Annotated in this window: 19 protein-coding genes; 3 read left to right on the top strand and 16 right to left on the bottom strand. The window is 58.4% G+C overall.

Features of this window, described 5'->3' with window-relative positions; genetic code table 11:
• Positions 1-31: 31 nt before the first annotated feature.
• Entirely contained in the window at positions 32-1,450 is a 1,419-nt protein-coding gene (locus tag V2S86_RS05090) for an aminotransferase-like domain-containing protein (protein ID WP_330761514.1), read from the bottom strand.
• A gap of 148 nt (positions 1,451-1,598) precedes the next feature.
• Here V2S86_RS05090 and V2S86_RS05085 point away from each other — a divergent pair, with 148 nt between their 5' ends.
• From V2S86_RS05085 to V2S86_RS05075, 3 genes are read left to right on the top strand one after another with little or no spacing between them, the layout of a single operon-like run.
• Positions 1,599-2,999, top strand: coding sequence for a cytochrome ubiquinol oxidase subunit I (locus V2S86_RS05085; protein ID WP_330761513.1), 1,401 nt, complete (start codon positions 1,599-1,601; stop codon positions 2,997-2,999).
• Positions 3,000-3,001: 2 nt separating this feature from the next.
• Complete coding sequence (gene cydB / locus V2S86_RS05080) at positions 3,002-4,009, top strand: cytochrome d ubiquinol oxidase subunit II (RefSeq protein ID WP_330761512.1); 1,008 nt, start codon at positions 3,002-3,004, stop codon at positions 4,007-4,009.
• Between the two features lie 14 nt (positions 4,010-4,023).
• Positions 4,024-4,173: a DUF2474 domain-containing protein gene (locus tag V2S86_RS05075; protein ID WP_006325988.1), complete on the top strand. Its 150-nt coding sequence runs from the start codon at positions 4,024-4,026 to the stop codon at positions 4,171-4,173.
• Between the two features lie 152 nt (positions 4,174-4,325).
• Here the strand turns inward: V2S86_RS05075 and narI are convergent, their stop codons facing one another.
• From narI to V2S86_RS05000, 15 genes are all read right to left on the bottom strand, one after another.
• Complete coding sequence (narI, locus tag V2S86_RS05070; RefSeq protein WP_330761511.1) at positions 4,326-5,003, bottom strand: respiratory nitrate reductase subunit gamma; 678 nt, start codon at positions 5,001-5,003, stop codon at positions 4,326-4,328.
• Between the two features lie 2 nt (positions 5,004-5,005).
• Complete coding sequence (narJ, locus tag V2S86_RS05065) at positions 5,006-5,728, bottom strand: nitrate reductase molybdenum cofactor assembly chaperone (RefSeq protein WP_330761510.1); 723 nt, start codon at positions 5,726-5,728, stop codon at positions 5,006-5,008.
• Positions 5,725-7,269, bottom strand: coding sequence for a nitrate reductase subunit beta (gene narH, locus V2S86_RS05060; RefSeq protein ID WP_330761509.1), 1,545 nt, complete (start codon positions 7,267-7,269; stop codon positions 5,725-5,727). The genes narJ and narH overlap by 4 nt, the downstream gene beginning before the upstream one ends.
• Complete coding sequence (locus V2S86_RS05055; RefSeq protein ID WP_330761508.1) at positions 7,266-11,033, bottom strand: nitrate reductase subunit alpha; 3,768 nt, start codon at positions 11,031-11,033, stop codon at positions 7,266-7,268. Before V2S86_RS05055 ends, narH begins: the two co-directional genes overlap by 4 nt.
• Positions 11,034-11,326: 293 nt before the next feature.
• The gene (locus tag V2S86_RS05050) at positions 11,327-12,580 is read right to left on the bottom strand and encodes an EpsG family protein (protein WP_330761507.1); all 1,254 of its coding nucleotides are present in this window, start codon (positions 12,578-12,580) and stop codon (positions 11,327-11,329) included.
• Between the two features lie 50 nt (positions 12,581-12,630).
• Entirely contained in the window at positions 12,631-13,533 is a 903-nt protein-coding gene (locus tag V2S86_RS05045; RefSeq protein WP_330761506.1) for a glycosyltransferase family 2 protein, read from the bottom strand.
• A gap of 103 nt (positions 13,534-13,636) precedes the next feature.
• A complete protein-coding gene (locus tag V2S86_RS05040; protein ID WP_330761505.1) occupies positions 13,637-14,623 on the bottom strand; it encodes a glycosyltransferase family 2 protein in 987 nt (328 codons plus the stop codon).
• A gap of 6 nt (positions 14,624-14,629) precedes the next feature.
• The gene (locus V2S86_RS05035) at positions 14,630-16,516 is read right to left on the bottom strand and encodes a carbohydrate-binding protein CenC (protein ID WP_330761504.1); all 1,887 of its coding nucleotides are present in this window, start codon (positions 16,514-16,516) and stop codon (positions 14,630-14,632) included.
• Positions 16,513-17,256 (bottom strand): glycosyltransferase family 2 protein, encoded by a 744-nt coding sequence (locus tag V2S86_RS05030; protein WP_330761503.1) that lies wholly within the window; start codon positions 17,254-17,256, stop codon positions 16,513-16,515. The genes V2S86_RS05035 and V2S86_RS05030 overlap by 4 nt, the downstream gene beginning before the upstream one ends.
• Position 17,257: 1 nt before the next feature.
• Positions 17,258-18,316 carry a glycosyltransferase family 4 protein gene (locus V2S86_RS05025; RefSeq protein WP_330761502.1) on the bottom strand — a complete coding sequence of 353 codons (1,059 nt, stop codon included), beginning with the start codon at positions 18,314-18,316 and terminating at the stop codon, positions 17,258-17,260.
• 1 nt (position 18,317) lies between these two features.
• Entirely contained in the window at positions 18,318-19,223 is a 906-nt protein-coding gene (locus V2S86_RS05020) for a glycosyltransferase family 2 protein (RefSeq protein ID WP_330761501.1), read from the bottom strand.
• A gap of 141 nt (positions 19,224-19,364) precedes the next feature.
• Positions 19,365-20,213 carry an ATP-grasp fold amidoligase family protein gene (locus tag V2S86_RS05015; RefSeq protein WP_330761500.1) on the bottom strand — a complete coding sequence of 283 codons (849 nt, stop codon included), beginning with the start codon at positions 20,211-20,213 and terminating at the stop codon, positions 19,365-19,367.
• The gene (locus V2S86_RS05010; RefSeq protein ID WP_330761499.1) at positions 20,203-21,492 is read right to left on the bottom strand and encodes a flippase; all 1,290 of its coding nucleotides are present in this window, start codon (positions 21,490-21,492) and stop codon (positions 20,203-20,205) included. Before V2S86_RS05010 ends, V2S86_RS05015 begins: the two co-directional genes overlap by 11 nt.
• A 6-nt stretch (positions 21,493-21,498) precedes the next feature.
• Positions 21,499-23,676: a polysaccharide biosynthesis tyrosine autokinase gene (locus V2S86_RS05005; protein ID WP_330761498.1), complete on the bottom strand. Its 2,178-nt coding sequence runs from the start codon at positions 23,674-23,676 to the stop codon at positions 21,499-21,501.
• A 28-nt stretch (positions 23,677-23,704) separates the two neighbouring features.
• The gene (locus tag V2S86_RS05000) at positions 23,705-24,838 is read right to left on the bottom strand and encodes a polysaccharide export protein (protein WP_330761497.1); all 1,134 of its coding nucleotides are present in this window, start codon (positions 24,836-24,838) and stop codon (positions 23,705-23,707) included.
• Positions 24,839-24,868 lie beyond the last annotated feature (30 nt).

Below are 24,868 nucleotides of genomic sequence, written 5' to 3'. Positions count from 1 at the left end.
TCTATTGCGATGCTTACCCGCGCGGCATTGTTCAGCCTGCCGGTTCAAGCTGCCGGATAAGTTTTGCTAAGGTTTTGATCGCCGCCTCATGCTTGTCGCTCCAGTCAAAAGAGGCGTTCAGGCGGAAGCAGTGGTTGAAATGATTGCCGGTGGTGAACATTCTGCCCGGCGCGATACTCACCCCCAGCGCCAGCGCACGCTGGTACAGCGCCATCGACGACAGCGCGGGATCCAGCTCCAGCCACAGAAAGTAGCCGCCGTCGGGCTGGCTGACCTTCACCGTGGGCGGAAAATGGTGGGCAATCGCCTGACGCATCCTGCTCTGACGCTGGGCCAGCAACCGCCGCAAACGCCGCAGGTGGGTATCGTAGCCACCGTGCAGCAGGTAGTCGGCAATCGCCATCTGGGTCGGCACGCTGGTCGATACGGTGCTCATCAGTTGCAACCGCTGGATCTGCTGCGCGTAGCGCCCGGCCGCCACCCAGCCGACGCGAAACCCCGGCGCCAGGCATTTGGAAAACGACGAGCAGTGCAGGATCTGGCCACCGCTGTCCAGCGCCTTGGCCGGCAACGGCCGCTCGGCGCTGAAGTACAGCTCACCGTAAACATCGTCCTCAATCAACGAGATCTGCCGTTCACGCAGCAAGGACACCAGCCGCTGCTTGTTCTCGTCCGGCATGGTGGCACCCAGCGGGTTCTGGAAGTGGGTCATCAGCCAGCAGGCCTTGATCGGATACTGCTCCAGCGCCTGCTCCAGCGCGTCCAGATCGATGCCGTCCTGCGGATGCGTGGCGATCGCCACCGCCTTTAGCCGCAGCCGCTCCAGCGCCTGTAGCGCCCCATAAAAGGCCGGTGACTCAATCGCCACGTAGTCGCCCGGCTGGGTCACCGCCTGCAGGCTGAGGCTCAGTGATTCCATTGCTCCGGCGGTGATCACTATCTCGTCCGGTGCCACCTGCATGCCGCTCAACGCATAACGCTGGGCGATGTTACGCCGCAGCGCATCGTTGCCGGGCGGCAGGTTGGCCAGCGAACTGTGCGGCGTGAACTTGCGCGCCACGCTGCTCAACGCCCGCGCCAGCTTCGGTTGGGCAAACAGCGTGGCATCGGGAAACGCGGAACCAAAAGGCACGATTTCCGGATCTTTGCACGCCTGCAGCACGTCGAAAACAAAGGTGTTGATATCCACCTGCTCGCTCAGCACAAGCTTCTCGCCGCGCGCCGGCTGCGGCAGTGGCTGTGGGCGCGCGGCCACGTAGTAGCCCGACTGCGGCCGCGCAACGATCCAGCCCTGGCTTTCCAGCAATTGATACGACTGCACCACCGTCATCAAACTGAGACCGGCGCGTTTACCGCTTTCGCGCAGCGACGGCAGCTTGTCCCCCGCCCGCCACACCCGGTTCTGGATTTGTTCGCGAATCTGTTGCGCAAGCTGCTCGTATCTGGTCATAAGCCCTAGCTGTTATAGGATAAAGTAAAATAACTGTCACTATTATAGTCACTGTACTCCGTGCTTAACTTAACGCCAAGCTTTCACCAAAGAAATTACCGCTATACTGAAGAGGTTATTTTATTTATGTTCAACTCAAGGAGGCGCCATGCTGGGTCTTGATGCACTGGAACTTGCCAGAATACAGTTCGCCTTCACTGTCTCTTTCCATATCCTTTTTCCCGCCATCACCATCGGCCTGGCCAGTTATCTGGCCGTGCTGGAAGGCATGTGGCTGAAAACGCGCAATGAAGCCTACCGCGATCTGTACCATTTCTGGTCCAAGATTTTCGCCGTCAACTTCGGCATGGGCGTGGTTTCCGGTCTGGTGATGGCTTATCAGTTCGGCACCAACTGGAGCTTCTTCTCCGAGTTCGCCGGCAGCATAACCGGCCCGCTGCTGACCTATGAAGTACTCACCGCCTTCTTCCTTGAGGCCGGTTTCCTCGGGGTAATGCTGTTCGGCTGGAACCGCGTCGGCCCTGGTCTGCACTTTTTCGCTACCTGCATGGTAGCCCTCGGCACGCTGATTTCCACTTTCTGGATCCTGGCGTCCAACAGCTGGATGCAAACCCCGCAGGGGCACGAAATCATCAACGGGCAAGTGGTGCCGGTCGACTGGCTTAAGGTGATCTTCAACCCGTCATTCCCGTACCGCCTGCTGCACATGTCGACCGCCGCTTTCCTGGCATCGGCCTTCTTTGTCGGCGCTTCCGCCGCCTGGCACCTGCTGCGCGGACGCGACACGCCGGCCATGCGCAAAATGCTGTCGATGGCGATGTGGATGGCGCTGATCGTCGCGCCGGTGCAGGCGATGATCGGCGATGCCCACGGCCTGAATACGCTGAAACATCAGCCGGCGAAGATCGCCGCCATCGAAGGCCATTGGGAAAACCCACCGGGCGAGGCCACACCGCTGATCCTGTTCGGCTGGCCGGATATGCAGCGCGAAGAAACGCGTTTCAAGCTGGAGGTGCCTTATCTCGGTAGCCTGATCCTGACCCACAGCCTGACTGAGCAGGTACCGGCGCTGAAATCCTTCCCGCCGGAAGATCGCCCGAACTCCACCGTGGTGTTCTGGACGTTCCGCATCATGGTGGCGCTCGGCATGCTGATGATCCTCGCCGGGGTATGGAGCCTGTGGCTGCGCTGGCGCGGCGGGTTGTACCAGTCGCGGCCCTTCCTCTATTTCATCCTGTGGATGGGGCCTTCCGGGCTGCTGGCACTGCTGGCGGGCTGGTTCACCACCGAAATCGGGCGGCAACCGTGGGTGGTGTATGGCCTGTTGCGTACCAAGGACGCCGTTTCTGCGCACGGCGACCTGCACATGAGCATCAGCCTGCTGGCGTTTATCGTCGTTTACTGTTCGGTGTTCGGCGTGGGGTATTCCTACATGATGCGCCTGATCCGTAAAGGACCGCAGCAGCATGAACATAAAGAAGATGACACCGAAGGCCGGCCGGCGCGTCCGCTGTCTGCGGTTAAAGAAACTCTGGATGACAGGAGCTGAGCATGGGCATCGATCTTCCGCTGATTTGGTTTGTGATCATCGTGTTCAGCACCATGATGTACGTGGTAATGGACGGTTTTGATTTGGGTATCGGTATCCTGTTCCCCTGGGTTAAGGACAGCGGTGACCGCGATGTGATGATGAACACCGTCGCCCCGGTATGGGACGGCAACGAAACCTGGTTGGTGTTGGGCGGCGCGGCGCTGTTCGGCGCCTTCCCGCTGGCTTACGCGGTGATCCTCGACGCGCTGGCGATCCCGCTGACGCTGATGCTGTTTGGGCTGATCTTCCGCGGCGTAGCCTTCGAATTCCGCTTCAAGGCGACGGAAGAGAAGCGCCACATCTGGGACAAGGCGTTTATCTGGGGTTCGATCTTCGCCACCTTCAGCCAGGGAGTCGTGGTGGGTGCCATCATCAATGGTTTTCCGGTCAGCGGCCGCAGCTATGCCGGCGGCGCCCTGGACTGGCTGACGCCGTTCGCGCTGTTTTGCGGGCTGGGGCTGGTGGTGACCTATGCACTGCTGGGTTGCACCTGGCTGGTGATGAAAACCGCCGGTGACCTGCAGGCGCGCATGTACCGGTTGGCGACGCCGTTGCTGGCGACGCTGCTGTTGGTGCTGGCGGCGGTCAGTATCTGGACGCCGATTGCTCACCCGGAGATCGCCGGCCGCTGGTTTACGCTGCCAAACCTGTTCGTGCTGCTGCCGGTGCCGGTACTGGTGCTGCTCAGCGCCTGGGGCATCCAGCGCGGGGTAACGCACGGTGCGCACTATTCGCCGTTTATGCTGACCCTGCTGCTGGTGTTCCTCGGCCTGAGCGGATTGGGCATCAGCATCTGGCCGCTGTTGATCCCGCCGTCCATCACCCTGTGGGACGCGGCCGCCCCGCCGCAAAGCCTTGGCTTTATGCTGGTTGGCGCGTTGTTTATCATCCCGATTATTTTGGTTTACACCTTCTGGAGTTACTACGTGTTCCGCGGCAAGGTCAGCCATGAACATGGCTATCACTGATGAGGGAGGAGAGCATGAACGATAAAACCGCAACCGCACCCACTCCCTGGTGGAAACGCGTCGGCTGGCTGGTGATCATCTGGAGCGCCAGCGTGCTGGGGTTGTTCCTGGTCGCCTCGCTGTTTCGCTTGTTGATGACCGCAGCGGGCATGAAGTCGCACTGACCGATTCCGCTCAGTTACCCATAAACAAAGCGCCACTGCATTCAGTGGCGCTTTGTCATTCACTGTTATCGAGATTAAGCCAACGCTTAAAGTAAAAAGCCGCACAGATTATCCCGTACGGCTTTTGTATTACATCAAAAAGGCCCGACTATTTAGCGGCGGTTGCGCACCAGTTGGTAACGGCGAGTCAGGTATTCCACCGGCACGCTCCAGATATGTACCAGCCGGCAGAACGGGAACAGCACGAACAATGTCATGCCCAGCACCATATGCAGTTTAAAGATCGGCGCAACGCCCGCCAGATAGTGCGACGCTCCGGCATGGAAAGTCACCACCGCCTGCGCCCAGGCCACCAGTTTCATCATCTCGCTGCCGTCCATATGCTGGGCGGAGAACGGAATGGTCAGCAAACCGAGGCATACCTGCACCACCAGCAACGTCAGGATCATGATATCGGCAAAGCTGCTGGTGGCGCGCACCCGCGGGTTGGTCAGACGGCGTTTCAACAGCAGCGCACCGCCGATCAGCGTCATCACGCCGCAGGCCCCCCCGGCGATCATCGCCAATTTCTGCTTCACATCGATAGGCAGGAAGGACTCATACATCCAGTGCGGCGTCAGCATGCCGAGAAAGTGCCCGGCGAAGATGCCCAGGATACCGATGTGAAACAGGTTGGAGGCCAGGCGCACACCCTTTTTATCCAGCATCTGGCTGGAACCGGCGCGCCAGCTGTATTGCCCGTAATCGTAGCGCAACCAACTGCCGATCAGGAAAATCGCCCCCGCCAGATAGGGGTAAATATCGAAGAAGAACAGATTCAAAAATTGCATGATTAGCGTCCTTTGGTTCCGGTTAGCGCTTCCGTAAGATCCAGGTACTGTGGTGCCACGGCGCCGGTAAAACGCCGCTGGTGCGCCGTCTGCTGTGCCGAAGCGCAGCCCTGCTCGCCCAGAAACTTGATCTGTTCCTCTTCCCACACCGCATCCAGAGCCTGCGGCGTATCGTCTCTGGCCTCACCCGCCACCTGGCTCTCCAGGCTGGCGCTATTGACGCCGGTGCCGGACAGCGTCAGCAACAGATCAAACAGCACCGCATACGGGCTTTCGCGCTGCTGTAACCGGGCACCGAGCAGCGCCAGAATCGGGGCGATGTCCTGCAACCCCTCAACGGCCTGCGCCTGGCTGCGGCTGGCGAGATACTCTAGATACAACGGCAGGAAATCCGGCAGTTCACGGCCGTCGATCTCCAGCCCGGCGGTGCGGTATTGCGCCATCAGATCGACCATCGCCTGACCGCGATCGCGTGACTCGCCGTGCACGTGTTCAAACAGCAACAGCGAGGTGGCGCGGCCCCGATCGAAGAGTTCGCAGTATTCGGCCTGCACGTCCAGCAACGGACGGGCGCAGAAACGGCGAATAAACAAAATCAGCTGCGCGCTGCGGTGCAAATCCAGCTCGTTGGCCGGCTCCAGCGCCTCCATCAGCGCCTGTCGGTGGTCAAACAATGCCTGCTCCGGGTAATCCAGCAGACGAGCAATCACTTTCAGGCTAATCATGAGATATCCTCCTGACGGCCGGTTTTTTGCGTCACATCGATAGCGTCGATGCGGCGGCTGTTGAACAGGTTGAATTTACCGTCGCTGCCGTGGCAACCGTCACCAAAGCTGAAACCGCAGCCTTTGCTTTCCGGGAAGGCTTCACGCGCCAGTTCGCGGTGGCTGGACGGGACAACGAAACGGTCCTCATAGTTGGCGATCGCCAGATAGCGATACATCTCCTGCGCCTGTGCCTCGCTCAGCCCCACCTGCTCCAGCGCGCTGGTGTCCACCACGCCGTCCACGGTTTCCGCCCGTTTATAGTGGCGCATCGCCAGCATGCGTTTCAGCGCCAACAGCACCGGCGCGGTATCGCCGGCAGTCAGCAGATTCGCCAGATATTGCACCGGAATACGCAGGCTTTCTACGTCCGGCAGGACGCCGCTGTGCGCCAGCTCGCCGGCATCGGCGGCGGACTGGATCGGCGACAACGGCGGCACGTACCACACCATCGGCAGCGTGCGGTATTCCGGGTGCAGCGGTAGCGCCAGCTTCCAGTCCATCGCCATTTTGTATACCGGCGACTGCTGGGCGGCCTCAATCACCCCTTGCGGAACGCCATCTTTCAGCGCCTGAGCAATCACCGCCGGGTCATGCGGATCGAGGAAGATATCCAACTGGCTCTGGTAGAGGTCTTTCTCATTTTCGGCCGCGGCAGCCTGTTCAATGCGGTCGGCGTCATACAGCAGCACCCCCAGATAGCGGATACGCCCGACGCAGGTTTCCGAACAGACCGTCGGCTGGCCGGACTCAATACGCGGGTAACAGAAGATGCACTTCTCGGACTTGCCGCTCTTCCAGTTGAAATAGATTTTCTTGTACGGGCAGCCGGTCAGGCACATGCGCCAGCCGCGGCATTTATCCTGATCGATCAGCACAATGCCGTCCTCGCCGCGCTTGTAGATCGCACCGCTCGGGCAAGTGGCGACGCAGGCCGGGTTGAGGCAGTGCTCGCACAGGCGCGGCAGGTACATCATGAAGGTGTTTTCGAACTGGCCGTACATCGCCTTCTGCATGTTGTCGAAGTTTTTGTCCTGCGAGCGTTTTTCGAATTCGCCGCCGAGGATCTCCTCCCAGTTCGGGCCATTTTCGATCTTCTTCATGCGCTGGCCGGTGATCAGCGAGCGTGGCCGGGCGATCGGCTGATGCTTGCCCTGCGGCGCGCCATGCAGATTCTGGTAGTCGTAGTCGAACGGCTCGTAGTAATCGTCCAGCGCCGGCACGTCCGGGTTGGCGAAAATCTTCGACAGCAGGCCGACGCGGCTGCCCATGCGCGGTTCCAGTTTGCCGTTGATTTTGCGGATCCAGCCGCCCTTCCATTTTTCCTGATCTTCCCAGGCGTGCGGATAGCCGACGCCTGGCTTGCTTTCCACGTTGTTGAACCAGGCGTATTCCATGCCCTCGCGGCTGGTCCAGACGTTCTTGCAGGTCACCGAGCAGGTGTGGCAGCCGATGCATTTGTCCAGGTTCAGCACCATGCCGACTTGCGAACGAATTTTCATTTTGCTTTCTCCTGCTGGCTGCCCTGCGAGTCGTCGTTGCCTTCACCGTCTAACCAGTCGATTCGGTTCATTTTACGCACCACCACGAACTCGTCGCGGTTGGAGCCGACGGTGCCGTAATAGTTGAAACCGTAGGCCAACTGCGCATAACCGCCGATCATGTGGGTCGGTTTCGGGCAAACGCGGGTCACCGAGTTGTGGATGCCGCCGCGCTGGCTGGTGATTTCCGAACCGGGAATATTCACGATGCGCTCCTGCGCGTGGTACATCATGGTCATGCCCGCCGGAATGCGCTGGCTGACCACCGCACGCGCGGTCAGCGCGCCGTTGGCGTTAAAGGCCTCGATCCAGTCGTTGTCCTCGATGCCCAGATCCCGGGCGTCGTCTTCACTCATCCAGACAATCGGCCCGCCGCGTGACAGGGTCAGCATCAGCAGGTTGTCGCTGTAGGTGGAGTGAATGCCCCATTTCTGGTGCGGCGTCAGGAAATTCAGCGCCTTCTCTTTATTGCCGTTCGGCTTTCGGTTCAGCAGCGGCTGCGCGGCGCGGGTATCGATCGGCGGGCGATACACCAGCAGGCTTTCGCCAAAGGCGCGCATCCATTCGTGATCCTGATACAGCTGCTGGCGACCGCTGAGGGTGCGCCAAGGGATCAGCTCATGCACGTTGGTGTAACAGGCGTTGTACGACACATGCTCATCTTCCAACCCTGACCAGGTGGGGCTGGAGATGATTTTGCGCGGCTGGGCCTGGATATCGCGGAAGCGGATCTTTTCGTCTTCCTTGTTCAGCGCCAGATGGCGGTGATCGCGACCGGTAATGTTACCCAGCGCTTCCCACGCCTTGACCGCCACCTGCCCGTTGGTTTCCGGCGCCAGCGACAAAATCACCTCGGCGGCGTCGATCGCGCTTTCAATCTTCGGCCGGCCCATCGCCGGGCCTTCGGTTTTCACGTAGTTGAGTTTTTTCAGGAAATCGACTTCGGTCTGGGTATTCCAGGTGATGCCCTTGCCACCGTTACCCAACTTGTCCAGCAACGGCCCCAGCGAGGTAAAACGTTCGTAGGTCGCCGGATAGTCGCGTTCCACCACCAAGATGTGCGGCGCGGTTTTACCGGGGATCAGCTCGCATTCGCCCTTCTTCCAGTCTTTCACGCCATAAGGTTGCGCCAGCTCTGCCGGGGAGTCGTGCTGGATAGGCAACGTCACCACGTCGGTTTCCTGCGCCAAATGCCCAACGCAGACCTCGGAGAAGGCTTTGGCGATGCCCTTGTAGATCTCCCAGTCGCTCTTGGAATCCCAGGCCGGATCGACCGCCGCCGACAGCGGGTGAATAAAGGGATGCATGTCCGAGGTATTCATGTCGTCTTTTTCGTACCAGGTGGCGGTCGGCAGCACGATGTCAGAGTAAAGGCAGGTGCTGGACATGCGGAAATCGAGCGTCACCACCAGATCCAGCTTGCCTTCACCGCCGTTATCCCGCCATTCCACTTCCTGTGGTTTGGCGCCGCCCTGTTGGCCCAGATCCTTGCCCTGAATGCCGTTTTCGGTGCCCAGCAGGTATTTGAGCATGTACTCATGGCCCTTGCCGGAGGAGCCCAACAGGTTGGAACGCCAGACGAACAAATTACGCGGGAAGTTCTGCGGGTTGTCCGGCTGCTCGGCGGCGAAGCCAAGCCGCCCCGTCTTCAGGGCGTCGACGGTGAAATCTACCGGAGATTGTCCTGCCGCTTTCGCCTGCGCCGCCAGATGCAGCGGGTTGGCGCCTAACTGCGGCGCTGAAGGCAGCCAACCCATGCGCTCGGCGCGCACGTTGAGATCGATCAGGCTGCCGCCAAAGCGCGACTTGTCCGCCAGCGGCGACAACAGCTCTTCGGTCCCGACGGTTTCATAGCGCCATTGGCTGGAGTGGTTATAGAAGAACGAAGTGCTGTTCATGTGGCGCGGCGGGCGCTGCCAGTCGAGGCCGAACGCCAGCGGCAGCCAGCCGGTTTGCGGCCGCAGTTTTTCCTGGCCGACATAGTGCGCCCAGCCGCCGCCGCTTTGGCCAACGCAACCGCAGAAGATCAGCATGTTGATCAGGCCGCGGTAGGTCATGTCCATGTGGTACCAGTGGTTGACGCCGGCCCCGACGATAATCATTGAGCGGCCACGGGTTTTCTCGGCGTTGTCGGCGAACTCGCGGGCAATGCGGATAATGTTGTGGCGCGACACGCCGGTGATCTGCTCGGCCCAGGCCGGCGTGTAAGCTTTGACGTCGTCGTAATTCGCAGCGCAGTTGGCGTCGTCGAGGCCGCGTTCCAACCCGTAGTTGGCCAGGGTCAGATCGTAGACGCTGGTGACCAACGCCTCGCTGCCGTCCGCCAAGCGCAGACGTTTTACCGGTAGCTTGTGCAGCAGGATCTCATCCAGCGCCACGCTATTGAAGTGCTCGCTCTCGGCTTTTATGCCGCCAAAGTACGGGAAGCCCACCTCGGCCACCTCGTCATGGGCACCTAATAGGCTGAGCTGCAGCTCCACTTCCTGCCGGCCCTTGCCTTCGCGCTGTTCCAGGTTCCATTTACCCTGCTCGCCCCAGCGGAAACCGATGGACCCTTGCGGCGCCACCAGTTCGCCGCTGCGCTGGTCGATAGCAACGGTTTTCCACTCCGGATTGTTTTCCTGCCCCAGCCCGTCCACCAGATCGGCGGCGCGCAGCAGGCGGCCGGCGGCGTAATACCCTTCCTCACGCGGTTCCAGTACCACCAGCATCGGCATATCGGTATAGCGGCGCACATAGTCGCGGAAATAGCCGACCTCGCGATCCAGGTGGAATTCTTTCAACATCACGTGGCCCATCGCCAGCGCCATAGCGCTGTCGGTGCCCTGCTTCGGGTTCAACCATTGGTCGCACAGCTTGGCCACTTCGGCGTAGTCCGGCGTCACCGCCACGGTTTTGGTGCCTTTGTAGCGCACTTCGGTGAAGAAATGGGCATCCGGGGTGCGGGTCTGCGGCACGTTAGAGCCCCAGGCGATGATATAGGAGGAGTTGTACCAGTCGGCGGACTCCGGTACGTCGGTCTGCTCGCCCCAGGTCATCGGCGAAGCCGGCGGCAAATCGCAGTACCAGTCGTAGAAGCTCAGGCAGGTGCCGCCAATCAGCGACAGATAACGGGCGCCGGCGGCATAGGACACCATCGACATCGCCGGGATCGGCGAGAAACCGATAATGCGGTCCGGGCCAAAGGTTTTGGCGGTATAGACGTTGGAAGCGGCGATCAGTTCGTTCACCTCTTGCCAACTGGAGCGCACAAAGCCACCGCGGCCGCGGGCTACCTTGTAACTCTTGGACTTTTCGGGGTCGGAGACGATAGACCCCCAGGCATCGACCGGATCGCTGTGCAGCGCCTTCGCCTCACGCCACAGTGTGATCAGGCGTTTACGCATCAACGGGTATTTCAGCCGGTTGGCGCTGTACAGATACCAGGAATAGCTGGCGCCGCGTGGGCAGCCGCGCGGTTCATGGTTGGGCAGATCGGGGCGGGTGCGCGGGTAATCGGTCTGCTGGGTTTCCCAGGTCACCAGACCGTTTTTGACGTAAATCTTCCAACTGCATGAACCGGTACAGTTCACCCCGTGGGTCGAGCGCACAATCTTGTCGTGCTGCCAACGGCTGCGGTAGCCGTCTTCCCAGTCGCGGTTGGTGTTCAATGTCTGGCCATGATCGCCAGAAAAGGGTTCCGCCAGTTGCTTAAAATAGCGGAAACGGTCTAGAAACTTGCTCATCCGGAGTTCTCCTGAAGGCTTTTAATATTTTATCGTTATAAAAAAATAGAATTGCTCAATCAGCCGCCAGCCTACTGAGGCCAGAACGGCAGCAAATTGATTGCGATCAAGGGAAGCGAGGGAGATAAACGAAGGAATAGGTATGACTACCCCTAAAGTATCATTAGAGGGAGCAGGATTAATTTATTGAAAATAAAAACAAAAAATGAGGGATTGCGTGTGATGGGGGGAGTGACAAACCGGGCCGGGGTATTTGGGGGTAGGATGCGGGGCGGCGCCCGCATCCGTCGGCATTAACCGAGATCCATTTCGTGGCCTATCCACTCGCCGCTGTCGCGGTTAATAAAGCGCAGATACTGCTCGTACTCTTCTTCACCGTAGAACAGGTTCAGCAACGGCGTTTTGTAGAACGACTGCCACATCTCCCCCAGCATGATGGGCCGGCGCGGAACATAGATATTCTCGATGAGGTTGTAGCCGGTGGCCATCAGCATGAAACACAGGAAGAAATAGTTGAATCTGCCGCGCAGGAAAGACCCCTGATGGGCCACGTAGTAAAACAACAGGAACACCGACGCCACGCTCGCATAGCGGCTCGCCGCCTGCAGCGAGCTGGAGCACAGGAAAACGAATATCACCAGCCACGCCGCCGCGTTTTTGATATCCCCGGCCTGGTTACGCATCGGGTTGCCCAACATATAGCCACCGAGGAACAACGCCGGGAACAGGATAATCAGGAAATTAATCATCCCGTTGGCGTTGCCGCTGGTCAGATAGTCGCCGGCATACATGCCCGAGGTATAGACGTCCGAGTAACTGTTAATGCCGGAAATCGTAATATGCGACAGGATAAATGGCAGCGCGAACTTGGCGGTCACCAGCGCAATGGCGCTGAACACCACCGTCAGCGGGCGGTTCAGGCGCATCAGCCTGCTGCACAGGAAAACCCCGACCAGCAGCATGCTGGAAAAGTGGGTCAGCATGGCAAACAACATCAAACACAGGGCGAGCGTTTGATTTTTCTTATGGCAAAACAGCGTCATGGCCAGCGTCATCACCGCCATCGAGAAACCAAAACGCAGCCCCATGGCAATGATAAACGGGTTGATCAAAAACAGCACCGCCACATGCAGCAGGACAAACTGCCGGGGGGAAAACGTCTTGCCGGAGTGCAGCATCACCATATTCAGCGCGCTGAGATAACAGTAGACCGACAGCGCGGTGTACAGCCCCGGAATGACGAAAAAGGGAATGCCCAGCGTTTTGAAAATGTAAAAGTTGGCATAAAGAACGATGTCCACTTTACCCTGGATCACGTCACCGAGCGTAGTCGCCGAGGTAATGGCCGCGTAATTGGCAAAGTGGCGATAGAGATCCGCCAACGGCGGGATCTTGATGAAAAAGAAAAAAAAGCAAAGCGCTATCAGCAGATAGGCCATCGAGTTTTTCTTTCCCGCACGCAATGTGGCGATACTCTGTATCAAAGCAAATACCGGCACCGTCAACAACAGCACGCTGCCGATCACCGTAGAACGTTCAAAGCGCATAATCTTCCTCTGGATGGGTTCGCCCTTCACCGCAGGTCACGCAGGGCCCTTCAGAAGGGAACGCCGCGGAAAAACAGGTTGCGGATGATGTTTTTCATGTAGACCCCGGCCATCAGGCCGCTGTTTACGTAGATAATGCCCTTCAGGCCGTAGGCTACGCCCGCCAGCCGGCTCTTGCCGTCGGTAATGATACGCGAATCGATGCAGGTATGGCGCAGACGCATGACCTTGCGCGCCCGTGGCGATATCTGCGGCATCAACCGCCGCTCGAACTGCATTTTGTTGCGATAGCCGATAATGCCTTTCGGGCTGGAGGTAATGCGTTCGCCGTCATGGTCATTGTGTACCGCCAGGCGCTCATGCAATGTGCCGATGCGCGCCCCGGCCGCCAATAGCCGATACAGGAAAATATGGTCCTGGTAACGCGGGGTGTTGAAGAAGCCGCGCACCGCAATCGCCGTGCTGCGGCGCATCATGATCATCGGCGTATAGGCCACGCCGGCCAACATAAAGTCTTCCAGGCCGTCGCAACGGGCGCGGTAATAATGCCCGGCATTAATCTGCCCGTTCTTCAGAATATCCATATCGCAAAGGCTGACGTCATAATCGCCCTGGCGCATAAATGCCAGTTGGTGGGCAATCTTCTGCGGATGGTAGTAATCGTCGTCATCCAGGAAAGTGATGTACTCTCCGCTTGAACGCAGGATCCCGCTGTTGCGCGCCAGCGCGCCGCCGCCGTTATGCCGACGCGGGTAATAGATAATCTGCCCCTTGGCAATATAGCCGGCCAGGCGCTCACGGGTCGCCAGGCGGTGCGCATCGCCTTCCGGGTTGTCATCCACCACGATGATTTCCAGCGCGCGGTGGGTTTGCGCCAACACGCTGTCAATGGCGCGCGCCAGTAGCTCGCTGCGGCCATAGGTGGGTATGATAACGCTGACTTTGATGTCCATTGTCTTATTTCTGCCTGTGGGGGGCGAATAGGGTCGCCCCGTTTAACATGGGCGCAGCATGCCGCGCCCCTACACGATCCGGGAATGGGTGAAGACAGCGCCGCTATCCGCGCAGGCTATAGAGCCGGGCCATCAGGTAATAAGCCAATGGACTGCGATAGAACAGCCGATTCTTGCGGCTCAACAGTTTGCGCTCCTCTGCGCGCAAACCGGAATAGCGGCGTTTCAGTTCGCCGGTTTCCCGCAGCGCGTCGCGCAGCCCGAAAAAATCCAGCCCCACCAGCAAACGCGCTTTCAGCGTGGTGACATAAAGAATCGAATACAGCCCATTCCCCGTCCCCTGACGCCGTCCGCTGTCGGCACCGTCGATCGCGTAATCCAGGTCATCCAGATCGCGCCGCTTTGGCGCACGCGTAATGCCGTTCGGGTTGGCGCGGTATCCCACCAGCGGCGTATCGCACATCACGATGCGTTCCGCCTTCAGGTACAGCTGCGGGATGAGCTGAATATCCTCGAAATTGCGTCCCTGCGGGAAACGCAACTCGTCGAACAACGTTTTGCGGTAAATACGCGCCCAGGCAAACCACAGGCTGCGATTGAAGCTGTCCGCCAGCAGCGCCATATGCGTGTCGCGATCCTGCGGAGCGGCATTGCCGGGCACGATGGCCAGGGTGCAGTCCGGCTGGATGTGGCCGTTGTTCATCACGGAAAATCGCTGGGCATTGAATGCCACGATGTCCGCCAACGGGTTATCCGCCAACAGCCGGCCCAGAATGCTGAAATAGCCCTCCAGCAACACGTCGTCGGAGTCCAGGAAACCGACATGTTGCCCCTCGGCATGCGCAATGCCGCTGTTGCGCGCCTCACTCAGCCCCTGGTTAGTTTGCCGCAGGATACTGACCTGCGGTTTCAACTGCGGGTAACGGCACAACACCTCTTCGGCAATGCCGATGGAATCGTCCGGGCTACCGTCATCCACAATGATCACCTCCGCCCAATCAGGCAGCTGTTGCAGCACCGAGCAAAGGCACGCCTCAATGTAAGCCTCGACCTTATAGACCGGAATAATCAGGCTCAGGATGGTTTTCATGTTGGGTTATCCTTTCTTTTCTGTTTGACGTTGCACTTCTACCGCGAGGCTGCCCATCGAAGACAGCTGCGCGTCGATCTGCGCCTTTCCTTGCGCCTGCCAGCCCGCAGGCAGATCGAAGCGCGCCGACATCGGCCGGTAATAGGGGTTGGCGATCAACACCAGGCCCCGCTCGCCGTTGATAAACAGCCGCGCCGGGATAGCGGTATTGTTGCCCTGCAGCAAGAGACTTTCGCCGGACAGCAGGTAGGGGTTAAAGCTGACAATCTGCTGCGCCACGCTGGCTACGCCCCGCCAAATGGCCTCAAACTCCCGTTGGCTGAAGCCGCCGCGTTGGCGTTTGTAGAACAAATCGGTATAGGAATAAAACAGGATGCCCTTGGCACCGCCAATCAAGCCCAGCCAGGCCTGATTGCGCATCTCCGCCTCGGTAGGCTGGCGCGGTTTGCGTTTTGGCGCGTAAGCGGCGTGATCCATGATCTGCATCACCAGCCAGGCACCCTTGACCTGGCGCGCCACCTGGCTGGTGATACGGGTGTATTCCAGGGTGCGCGTCAGATCGGCGTCTCTGCCGACCGGGTAAGGATCGCTGGCCAGCACGTCCGAACTGTTGAAATAGGCGTTGAGCGTACCGGTCTTGTCCAGCACCTGGAATGTCAGGTGATCCGGATCCAGCCGTTTTACCTGCAGGTGTTTTTCTTCAATCTGCGGCACATACTCCGGCCCCAGCTCATCGTTGATGTACCAAGCCAGCAGGTTCGGTTCATGTTTGAACTTTTCGACGTAATTCGCCGTCAGTTGCGGGTAACTCAGTTTGGTTTGCGGCGCGAACCGGGTGCCGGGATACAGGTCTTTCAGCGAGAAAATCACCTGCAAACCATATTGCTGCGTTTTGCGGAAATAACGGCTCGGATCGCCCACGGTGCCGTAGTTGTAATTCAGCAGCGTGTTGAAGCCGGCATCGCGGATACGCGCCAGATGCTCGTCCGTCGCCATTTCGCCGTACATGTAAATGCCGAGCGGGAAGAAACGCTTACCCTGTTTCAGGGTATACCCCTGCGCATCCAGCGCCACTTTCGGTTGCGGGCGGCCGACGCTTATCGGCATCTCGCTGCGCTGGCTGCGCTGAGTGGCCACGTCCGTCACCTGCTGTTGCAGGCGGTATTCTCCGGCGGCCAGGCCGGCAGGCAGCGCGAACTCCACCTGCTGTTTCCCTTCGATGCGGTAACGGCGGCTGTCGCTTTTCACGGCGGCACTTTTCCCGTCGACCAACGTGCTGTCCACTTGCACCTGTTGCGGATCCACCACTTCGATCAGGCTCGATGCCGCGCCATTGCCGGCGCGCATTTGGTAGAGCGCCGGCGCAACCGGCTGCCGGCAAACGTAAACGTCGTCAAACCAGGCGCTGCCGGTGGTACCGCGACGCAGATAAACCCCCAGCACCACCTTCACCGCCCGCGCCGGCACTCTGAAGTCGCCGATGACCGGTTGCCAGCCGCTGGTACCGAGCACGCCCTGCGGGTAGCTGCCCGCGAGAAAGCGCCCTTGCTCGTCGTAACTTTCCACAAATACGCCGGCGCCCTGGTTGTCGCCCTTGCCCTTCAGGTTCTCGCCGCGCACCCAGGTACCGAATGCCAGCTGTTGGCCCGCTTTGACCGACAGCGTCTGCAGCATGTTGTGATAGTTGGCCGGGTTGTGATTCTGGTAAAACAGGCTGGCCTGGCCGGTATGGCCGCCGGACACCACCTCTGCGGAAGCCAGCGACCAGCCCGTACCGCCCTGCTCAAAACCGGGGTTGGCCAGCAGGTTGTCGCCGCAGGGAGCCGCCTGGGCCGGTGCGGCCAGCCCGGCGCCCGCCAACAGGCAGGCGAAGGAGAGCTTGTTGATGTTCATTGTCGTTTCATCACTGCGCTGTATAAATAGGAGAAGAACAGATAGCAGGACTTCTGATAGGACAGCCCCAGATGGCGGCGGTAAATCTGCCACTGCCAGTCCGCCGCCTTGATTTTGTTGCCGGACAGCGACTGGGCGGAAAGACGGTAAAAGGCCAGCGGTTCGGGAATGCAATACGCCAGATGGTTGCGCGCTTTTTCCAGCACCGACAGCCACATCACGTAATCCTCATGCCCCACTTTGCTCTGGTAGACCTTGCCCACCCGGCGCTGGTTGTATATGCCGGTCAGGTTACCGATCCAGTTGCTTTTCAGCATGTCCTTATAGGCGATAATCTCGCCGGCGCCACGGTAATTCTTCACCAGCGCCGGATCGTTTTCGAAGGTGTAATAGTGCGAACACACCACGTCGTAACGGTTGGTCTTCAGGATGCCGACCTGGCGCGCCAGCTTGTTTTCGCGCCAGACGTCGTCGCTGTCGCAGAAGGCGATATAGTCGCCGCGCGCCGCCTCAATGGCGATATTGCGGGTTTCGGCCACGCCCTGGTTGGTGTTGTTGCGAATATAGGTCAGACGATCGTGAATGAAGGGTTTAACCACTTCAGCCGTGTTGTCCGTCGAAGCGTCGTCGATCACATACAAATGATAATCCTGGTAAGTCTGGTTCAACACGCCCAGGATCGACTCTTTGATAAAACCGGCTGCGTTGTATGCCGGCATGATTACTGACACCTTTTCCATTTTAACCTCCAGCCATAAGCTGTTGCCATTGGGGATATATACGTTCAGGAATGTACTGTTGCGCCCGCTCCAGCGAGTGCAGCGAAAAGCGTTTACGCAGCTCGCCGTCCGCGATCAGCGCCAGGGTACGTTGGCTAAAGGCGTCGATATCGCCTTCCGGTACCAGATAACCGTTGCCGCCATCGTCAATCAGCTCGGCGGGGCCGGTCTGACAATCGAACGCCACCAGCGGCAGGCCAAAGCTCATCGCTTCAATCAGCACCATCGGCAAGCCTTCATAGCGGGACGTCATCAGCAGCATCCCGGCCCGGCGATAATGGCTGGCGATATCCGGGGTCGCCGGCAATAACTTCACCTGTTCGCCAAGGCCGGCGGCATCGATTTGCTGCTGCAATGCGGCGCGATCCGGGCCATCGCCGACGATATGCAACTGCCAGCCCGCCGTTTGCGGCGCCGCTCGCTGCCAGGCCGCGATCAAACGGTCAAAGCCTTTCTGGTAACACAGCCGCCCAACCGCCAACGCCACCGGCAACGGCGCCTGCTGCGGTGGTTGTATCGGGAACGGTGAAACGTTCTCGATCACCCGGCATTTATGCTCGGGCACCCAGCGGCTGATGGTGGCCAGATCTTTCCTGGTCAACAGCACGGTGCGGTCGCCCAGCCGGTAGACCAATACCTTCAACCACTTCATCGGCCAGGCATACTGGTGGAAGCTAACGTGTTCACTCAGCAACAGGCGGCTGTTCGGGCACAACAACCGCAGGTACGGCACCATGATCGACGAGAGCTTGCCCATCGAAACGGTGACTATCACGTCATAGCGGCCACGCCGCAGAAACCGCGCCAGCCGCCAGGGCCACAGCAGCGTTCTGCCGGACATAAAGCGCAACCTCACCTCGGGTTCGAGCGGGTAAAACGCCCGTTCACCGCTAATGGACACCAGATCCACCTGATGGCCCAGACGCGTCGACAGCGCGTTGGCCAGACTGCTGGCCACCCGCTCGGTACCGCCTTTTTCGGCGATATTCTCAATCACAATCGCTACTTTCCGTTGCTGCATGTCATCTCCGAAATCCCTCGCGGGCTGTACGCAACAGGCGCCCCCCTAACGGAAACAGCCCCAGTTTGACCAGGCAGTCGCCGTACAGTTTGATCGCCTTGAACTTGCTGCTCAGGGCGTGGTGCTCCGTGCGCGATGAGTAATAGGTGAACGCCTGCAGGTTCTCGCTGTAGAGCGAAGCCAGCAGATGTTTGCAGGCAAACCCGCTGATATAGCGGCCGCTGGCGTTCAGGTAAGCATCGATAAACTGTTCGCTGGCGTCGATGTTCATCCGGCAGCGATCCGTCTCGGCATCGCCGCAACGGATGAACACCCCTCGCCCTTCGTCAAAAGCCACCCTGGCACCCAGATTGGTGGCATTGACCAAAAATCCCCAGTCCTGATACTTGTAAAGAAACTCGGGAAACAAAAAACGCCGGTCATCTTTCTTACGCAGACTGATGGCAGAGGTGCGGATATCGCCCATATCGAGAAATAAAAAGTCCGCGCCCGTCGACCCTTCTTTGTAATCAAACCTGTAACTGCGGATATTCTTGTCATTCACCGTGCTGTAATTGCCGAAAATAATGTCCAGCCGGGTATCCTGGTGGCGTTTCAGACGGCGAATAATATAATTGGTGCTGAAGGAATCTTCCGGTTCCAGAAAGAAAACCACGTCCGCACGCGCCAAGAGAAAACCGGTATTACAGGACGCCGCCGTATTACTGCGCACTTTATTTTCATGCAAGCGCGCGCGACGATTGGCGGCTAACAGGCTGCGCATTTTCTCCAGCTCTTCGGGTTCTGACGCATCATCAACCACAATGATTTCATAATCGAACCCTGAACAGGCGTTCGTCATACGGACTAATGTAGCGGCCAGACTGGCTGAATTATTAAAAGCAGGCATGACAATTGATAAGTCCATTTACTACCTCAACAATATATTATCATCTGGCAAAACAGCAGTAATGCCAGCGGAATAGTTTGTTATCCCAGCATATCCTTGCCCGGTTATTACCCCCCATCCTGCAGCGATTAAAATACGCGCAGCCTACCGGTCATTTAATTAATCCTGAAAATAACTGCCCCACTCCTGTTCAATGGTTTCTGGCGTCAGCTTTTGTAACCCCGCTCCCGGAGTAAACGTCAACTCGCCAAAATAGATGCGTTCATTCACCTGATAAAAATCCACGCGCACATAAGAGAACTGTTCCGCCACCTGACGCGCCAGGGCCAACATTTCCGCCAACCTGCTCGGTTTATCCATCGGCACCTCGCTGTTTGGCACACCCATGCGGATCTCGGTGCGGTTCCAGTCTGCGTCAAAAAAATCTCGCCGATGATCGATAAAACGCTGGTAATCAATCTGGATGAAAAACCGAATATCCCCACCCTGGTTAAAGCAGTGGATTTTGATGTCATTCGGCGTTTTCCCCTCTTCCAGCAGCATTTTCTCGACCATGATGCACGGCGGAATATCCTTATAATGACGTTCGCGGTAAACCTGATAAAAACTCTGCCGCAGCCAGCTGTTGGTCAACACCCGTAACTCATTGAAGCTGGTTTGGCTTTTATCGAACACCAGTTTGTTGTAACCGCTGCCGTGGTTTGCCTTAATCACGAAGACGTCAGGTAATGCCTGATACATTTCCTCGGTTAACTTATTGCCGTGCGCATAAAGCTCAATCAGATATTCTTTCCCCCACAATTTCTCAATATAATCGCGTACCCGATACTTATCGGACAGTTGAGTATATATCGCCAGAGGATAAATCTTCCTGCGCATTAATTTTTCGCTATACCGCATCGGCTGCGCCAGATGCGGTATTTTCCGAAAAAACAGGGCGTATTTTAACTGATGATATAACGCATCGGGCATGTTGCGGTAAAAACCCTTCACCAGATTATTTAACATAAATTTCTCGCACCTTCCCTATTAACTGAGGTAAACAACGGTAGCAGGTCACCTGCAGTCGCGTAATTTGTCCTCTTCTGAAGAAGCCGTTAAGTACAAAGAATGAAATAAACTCCGTTATCAAGGTTGAAACCGCTGCGCCCACCAAGCCGTAACGCGGTATCAACACCAGATTCATCAGCACGTTGGCCAACGCGGCCAACGGCATTTTTATCGCTATGAATCGATAGCCGCCAAACAGCACTATCGCCCGATAGGACACGGTGCCCATCACCGAGAACAGCGACGTTACCGAGCACAGCGCCAAAATAGTGGCGGTTTCGCGGTAGCTGTCGCCAAACATCAGCGCCACGATCGGGCCGGGGAACAACGACAGCAGCAAAATCACCGGCATCGACAGCAACAACACCACCAGATACAGCAGCCGGATGCGTCCTTCCTGTTCGCCCAGCGTTCGGGCATTCGCCACGCCCGGCATCATCGAGGTGATCAGCGCAATCGGCACGAATATCCATCCCTGGCTCAGGGTAATCGCCGCGCTGTACAACCCGACGCTGTGTTCGCCCAGAACGTTACCGATCATGATCTGATCGATACGCGTGTAGATGACGATCGACAGCCCGGAGACCGCCAGCGGTAACCCCACCTTTAACAGATAGCGGCCGTAGCGCCGTTTGTGACGACCGCTGATCTTCCGCATGCCGCCCTGCTCGCGGCGAAAAAGCACCCAGCGTACCGCATACGGGATCAGGCTGCTAAAAACGTACGGCACGGCAAACCATTCCAGCGGCAGTTTGGCATGCACCAACCCCAGCCGCAGAACGATTGACAACAACAGAGCCAGGTTGTTGATCAGCGTGTTCAGCTTCGATTTCAACAGGGCGTCGTAATAAATCTTGTAGACATCCTGAATGGAAAAATAGGCGCTGATGAGCATCAACAACATCATGATCTGACTGGTGCGATCCTGCGTCAGCACTGCCCAGGCCATCAGCGGCACGGCGATCAGCGCAAAAAGCCGGCGTCGCAAACGCATGGAGGCGACCATCAGCCGGATGCCGCTGCGCCGCCGCTTGGCGACACGGTTAAACAACACCGCATCCGCTCCCAACTGCACCAGCGGTACGGCAATGGCGATCACCGACAGCAGATAGTTAATCAACCCGTATTGCGCCGGCCCCAGATAACGCGCTACGTACACCGAAACGAAAATCCCCGAAAGGCTCAGCGATATCCGTTCCAACATCAGCCACAGGGAGTTCATCAGCATCGCTTTCATGCGCGATTAAACCTTTTCCTGGTGGCTAGGATAAGCAAAGGCGTAATAGCCGGCATCGGTGGCGGTTTTTTTCACCATGCCATTCAGGATCACCCCTTTAATGGCCACCCCGTTTTGTTCGAAACGTCGAATGCTGGTTTCGATCTGCCGAACGGTATCGATCTCAAAACGCACCACCATCAGCGCGGTACCGACATGGTGACCCACGATGGCGGCGTCGGTTACCGCCAGCACCGGCGGCGTGTCGATCAACACCAAATCGTAGTGCTGCCCCGCCCACTGCAGGAAATCGGCAAAACGCTGATGCATCAGCAGTTCAGACGGATTCGGCGGCACCTGGCCACGCGGCACAAAATCCAGATTGGCGATGGCGGTTTTCTTCACCGACTGGTCTGGTGCAATCAGCCCGGACAGCATGTCTGACAAACCGCCCTTGGCACTGTTGTTGAACCAGCGGTGCAAGAACCCTTTACGCATGTCTGCGTCGATCAACAGCACCCGCTGGCCCGCCTCGGCAATCACCACCGCCAGATTGGTGCTGGTAAAGCTTTTACCGCTGGCAGGGCTGGCACCGGAGACCATCAGGACGTTGTTTTTGGCCTCCATCATGGCGAAATGCAAGCTGGTGCGCAGGCTGCGGATCGCTTCGACGGACAAGTCCCCGGGTTCTTCCTTCGCCAGAATCGGCAACATGTCGCCGCCGCTTTTGACCAGTTGCAGCTGTTGAACGCGGTTACGCTTTTGCTGCCAGGGCGACAGTGGCACCGTGGCATACACGTTGATACCGCGCTTTTCCAGCGCCTCGGTATCGCTGATGCCACGGTGGAGCGCGGCGCGCAATACCACCACCGATGCCGACAGCACGCCCCCCATTAACAGCGCGAAGAACACAATCATCGCTTTTTGCGGTTTTACCGGTCGCAAGCCGCTTTCCGCTTCATCGATAATGCGGATATTGCCCACGGTACCCGCTTTGCTGATGCTCAATTCCTGCTGCTTGTTCATCAGCTGCATGTATACCTGTTGATCCACCTGCACATCGCGGGTCAGACGCAGAATTTCCTGCTGCGTTTTCGGCAGCGTTTGCACTTGTTTACCGAGCCGCGACTTTTCCGTCTCCAGCGTGGCGCGTTTTTCCAGCAGCGCGCGGTAAGCCGGGTGAGCGCGGGTATAAAGCTTGGAGATTTCAGCCTCTTTGAAGGTCAGCTCATTCAACTGGGCTTCCAGCTGAACCTGGGTATCCAGCACCGATTTGGCTTCCAGCGTCAGGTCCACGGAGTCGTTCTGCTGGCGGAACTGATTAAGCTGATTCTCGGCGTTGTTGAGCGACGTCTGGGTACGCGGCAATTGTTCGTTCAGGAAGGCCAGCATGCGCTGCGCTTCCTCGGTTTTGCGATCCACATTCTGTTGCAGGTAGTTATCCGTGATGCTCTTGAGCACCGCTTCGGCGCGCTGCGGATCCTCACCGGCCAGGCTGAACGTCATAATGCCGCTTTCCTTGCCGCCGGGGGCAACGTCAAGCTGGTTGCGCAGGTCGTCCACCGCCTTCTGGCGCGGTACGTTGACCACGGTGAAAACGGTGCCCGGCAATGCCTCCAGCGCGGTGACGTTCATGGTCCAGCCCCCCTGCTGCAGCGGTTGCCCAACGGTGCCGCTGAACAGGTTCTTGCCTTCATGGCTCAGGTTGTAACCTTGCTTATCCTGCACGGTCAGGGTCAATTCCTGACCCTGCATCGCCGTCGGGACCCTCATGCCGGAAATGCGCAGCACCGGTGGCGGCTCGCCGCTCAGACGGGCCAGGCCCTTGCCGAACAGCGGGAAGTAATCCGGGCTGACGTGCACCGTCAAACCGAGATCGTCCACGGTTTTGCCAATCACGTAACGCGATTTCGCCAGCGAAACCTCATCCTGCGTCGCCGAATTCTGGCCAGCCGACCCCATCGAGTTGTCCAGCGTCTCGCGCAGCAGCGAATCACCCGAAAGCTGCTTTTCCACCTGCACCAGCGCGGTCGCCTGATAGATCGGCGTCGCCATCAGGGCATAGGCACAACCCAGAGCGCCGGCGACGCCGGTCACCAGCAAAATGCGCCAGCGATTGTCCCACAGCGGGCCAATCAGCCGCTCCCATTCCAGTTTTTCGTCCTGCTCGGCCATCACAATCGGCATTGCATTGTTCTTCATCATCGGTGTTCCTTAAATCAGCGTTGCGGGGTTACCAGTTACGCACCCGCAACGTGGCCTCACTGAGGTCGTTAAAGCTGGAAATCGTCGGCACCAGCTGGCTTATCAAACGATTCCAGCGCGCAATAGGCGCTGCGGTCACATACACCACGTCGTAAGGTTCCAACTGGAATTCCGTGCCCATCGCCAGTGCGGCGGCATCGGACAGATCGAACTGGTACAGCGACGCCAGCCGCTGCGGCTGTTTGCCGCCGTTCGGGCGGATCACGAACACGCCGGTAGCATCGGCCACCGTCTGGCTGATGCCTTCGGAGCTGCCCAAGGCCTCCGTCAAGGTCATGCCGCTGCGGTCCATTTTCAGCGTCGCCTGTTTACCGACCTCACCCATCACAAACACTTTCAGCTCGTCATTGCGCGGCACATACAGAATGTCGCCCGGCTGCAGCAGTTGGTTCTGGCCGGTATCGCCGCGTTGCATCAGCGCCTGCAGGGAAATCGGCTGTTCCTTGCCCTGATGAGTCAGCACCACGTTGCGCCAGTCGGCGTTATCCGTCAGGCCGCCGGCGGCGTTGATCGCATCAAGAATGGTCAGCGGTACGTTGGTCACCGCCTGTTGCCCCGAGGTTTTTACTTCGCCGGTCACATACACTTTCTGCGAGCGGAAAGCGGCAATGCTGACGTCAACCTGCGGGCTTTCCACATAGCGCGCCAGCCGGTTGGCTATCTGATTGCGCACTTCGCTGACGGTTTTTCCCACCACCTGCACCCGGCCGATATACGGGTAGAAAATCGCCCCGTCGGCATGTACCCAGTTACCGGTATCGCTGGCGCTGCGGTATTGCCCGGCAGGCGTCGTCAGTTCCGGATGGTCCCAAACGGTGACGTTCAGCACGTCGCCGACGCCGATGCGGTATTGGTAGTTCTGCAAGCGCTGATCCAAGGCCGGATTTGGCCGCGCTACCGGCTCCACGCGGCGCATTTTTTCCAGCAGCATCGGCGTTACGCGATACACCTGGACCTGCTTATCCAAATCGAAGTCTTCATCCTGCTGGGTGACTTTGGCTTTCCCATGCGTCGGCAGGTGCGAACCTGGAAACGTCGTGCAACCGCTAAGCAGCGCGGTGGACAGCACCAACGGCATCAAATGAGGTAAGTGAAGGTTCATGACAGTACCGTGAAAAAACGGGCCGCCGTT

The sequence above is a fragment of the Serratia sp. C2(1) genome (assembly GCF_036352655.1).
In the GTDB taxonomy this organism is placed as follows: domain Bacteria; phylum Pseudomonadota; class Gammaproteobacteria; order Enterobacterales; family Enterobacteriaceae; genus Serratia; species Serratia inhibens.
The sequence above is the reverse complement of the archived record's forward strand: the minus strand, read 5'-3'. Positions and strand labels throughout refer to the sequence as shown.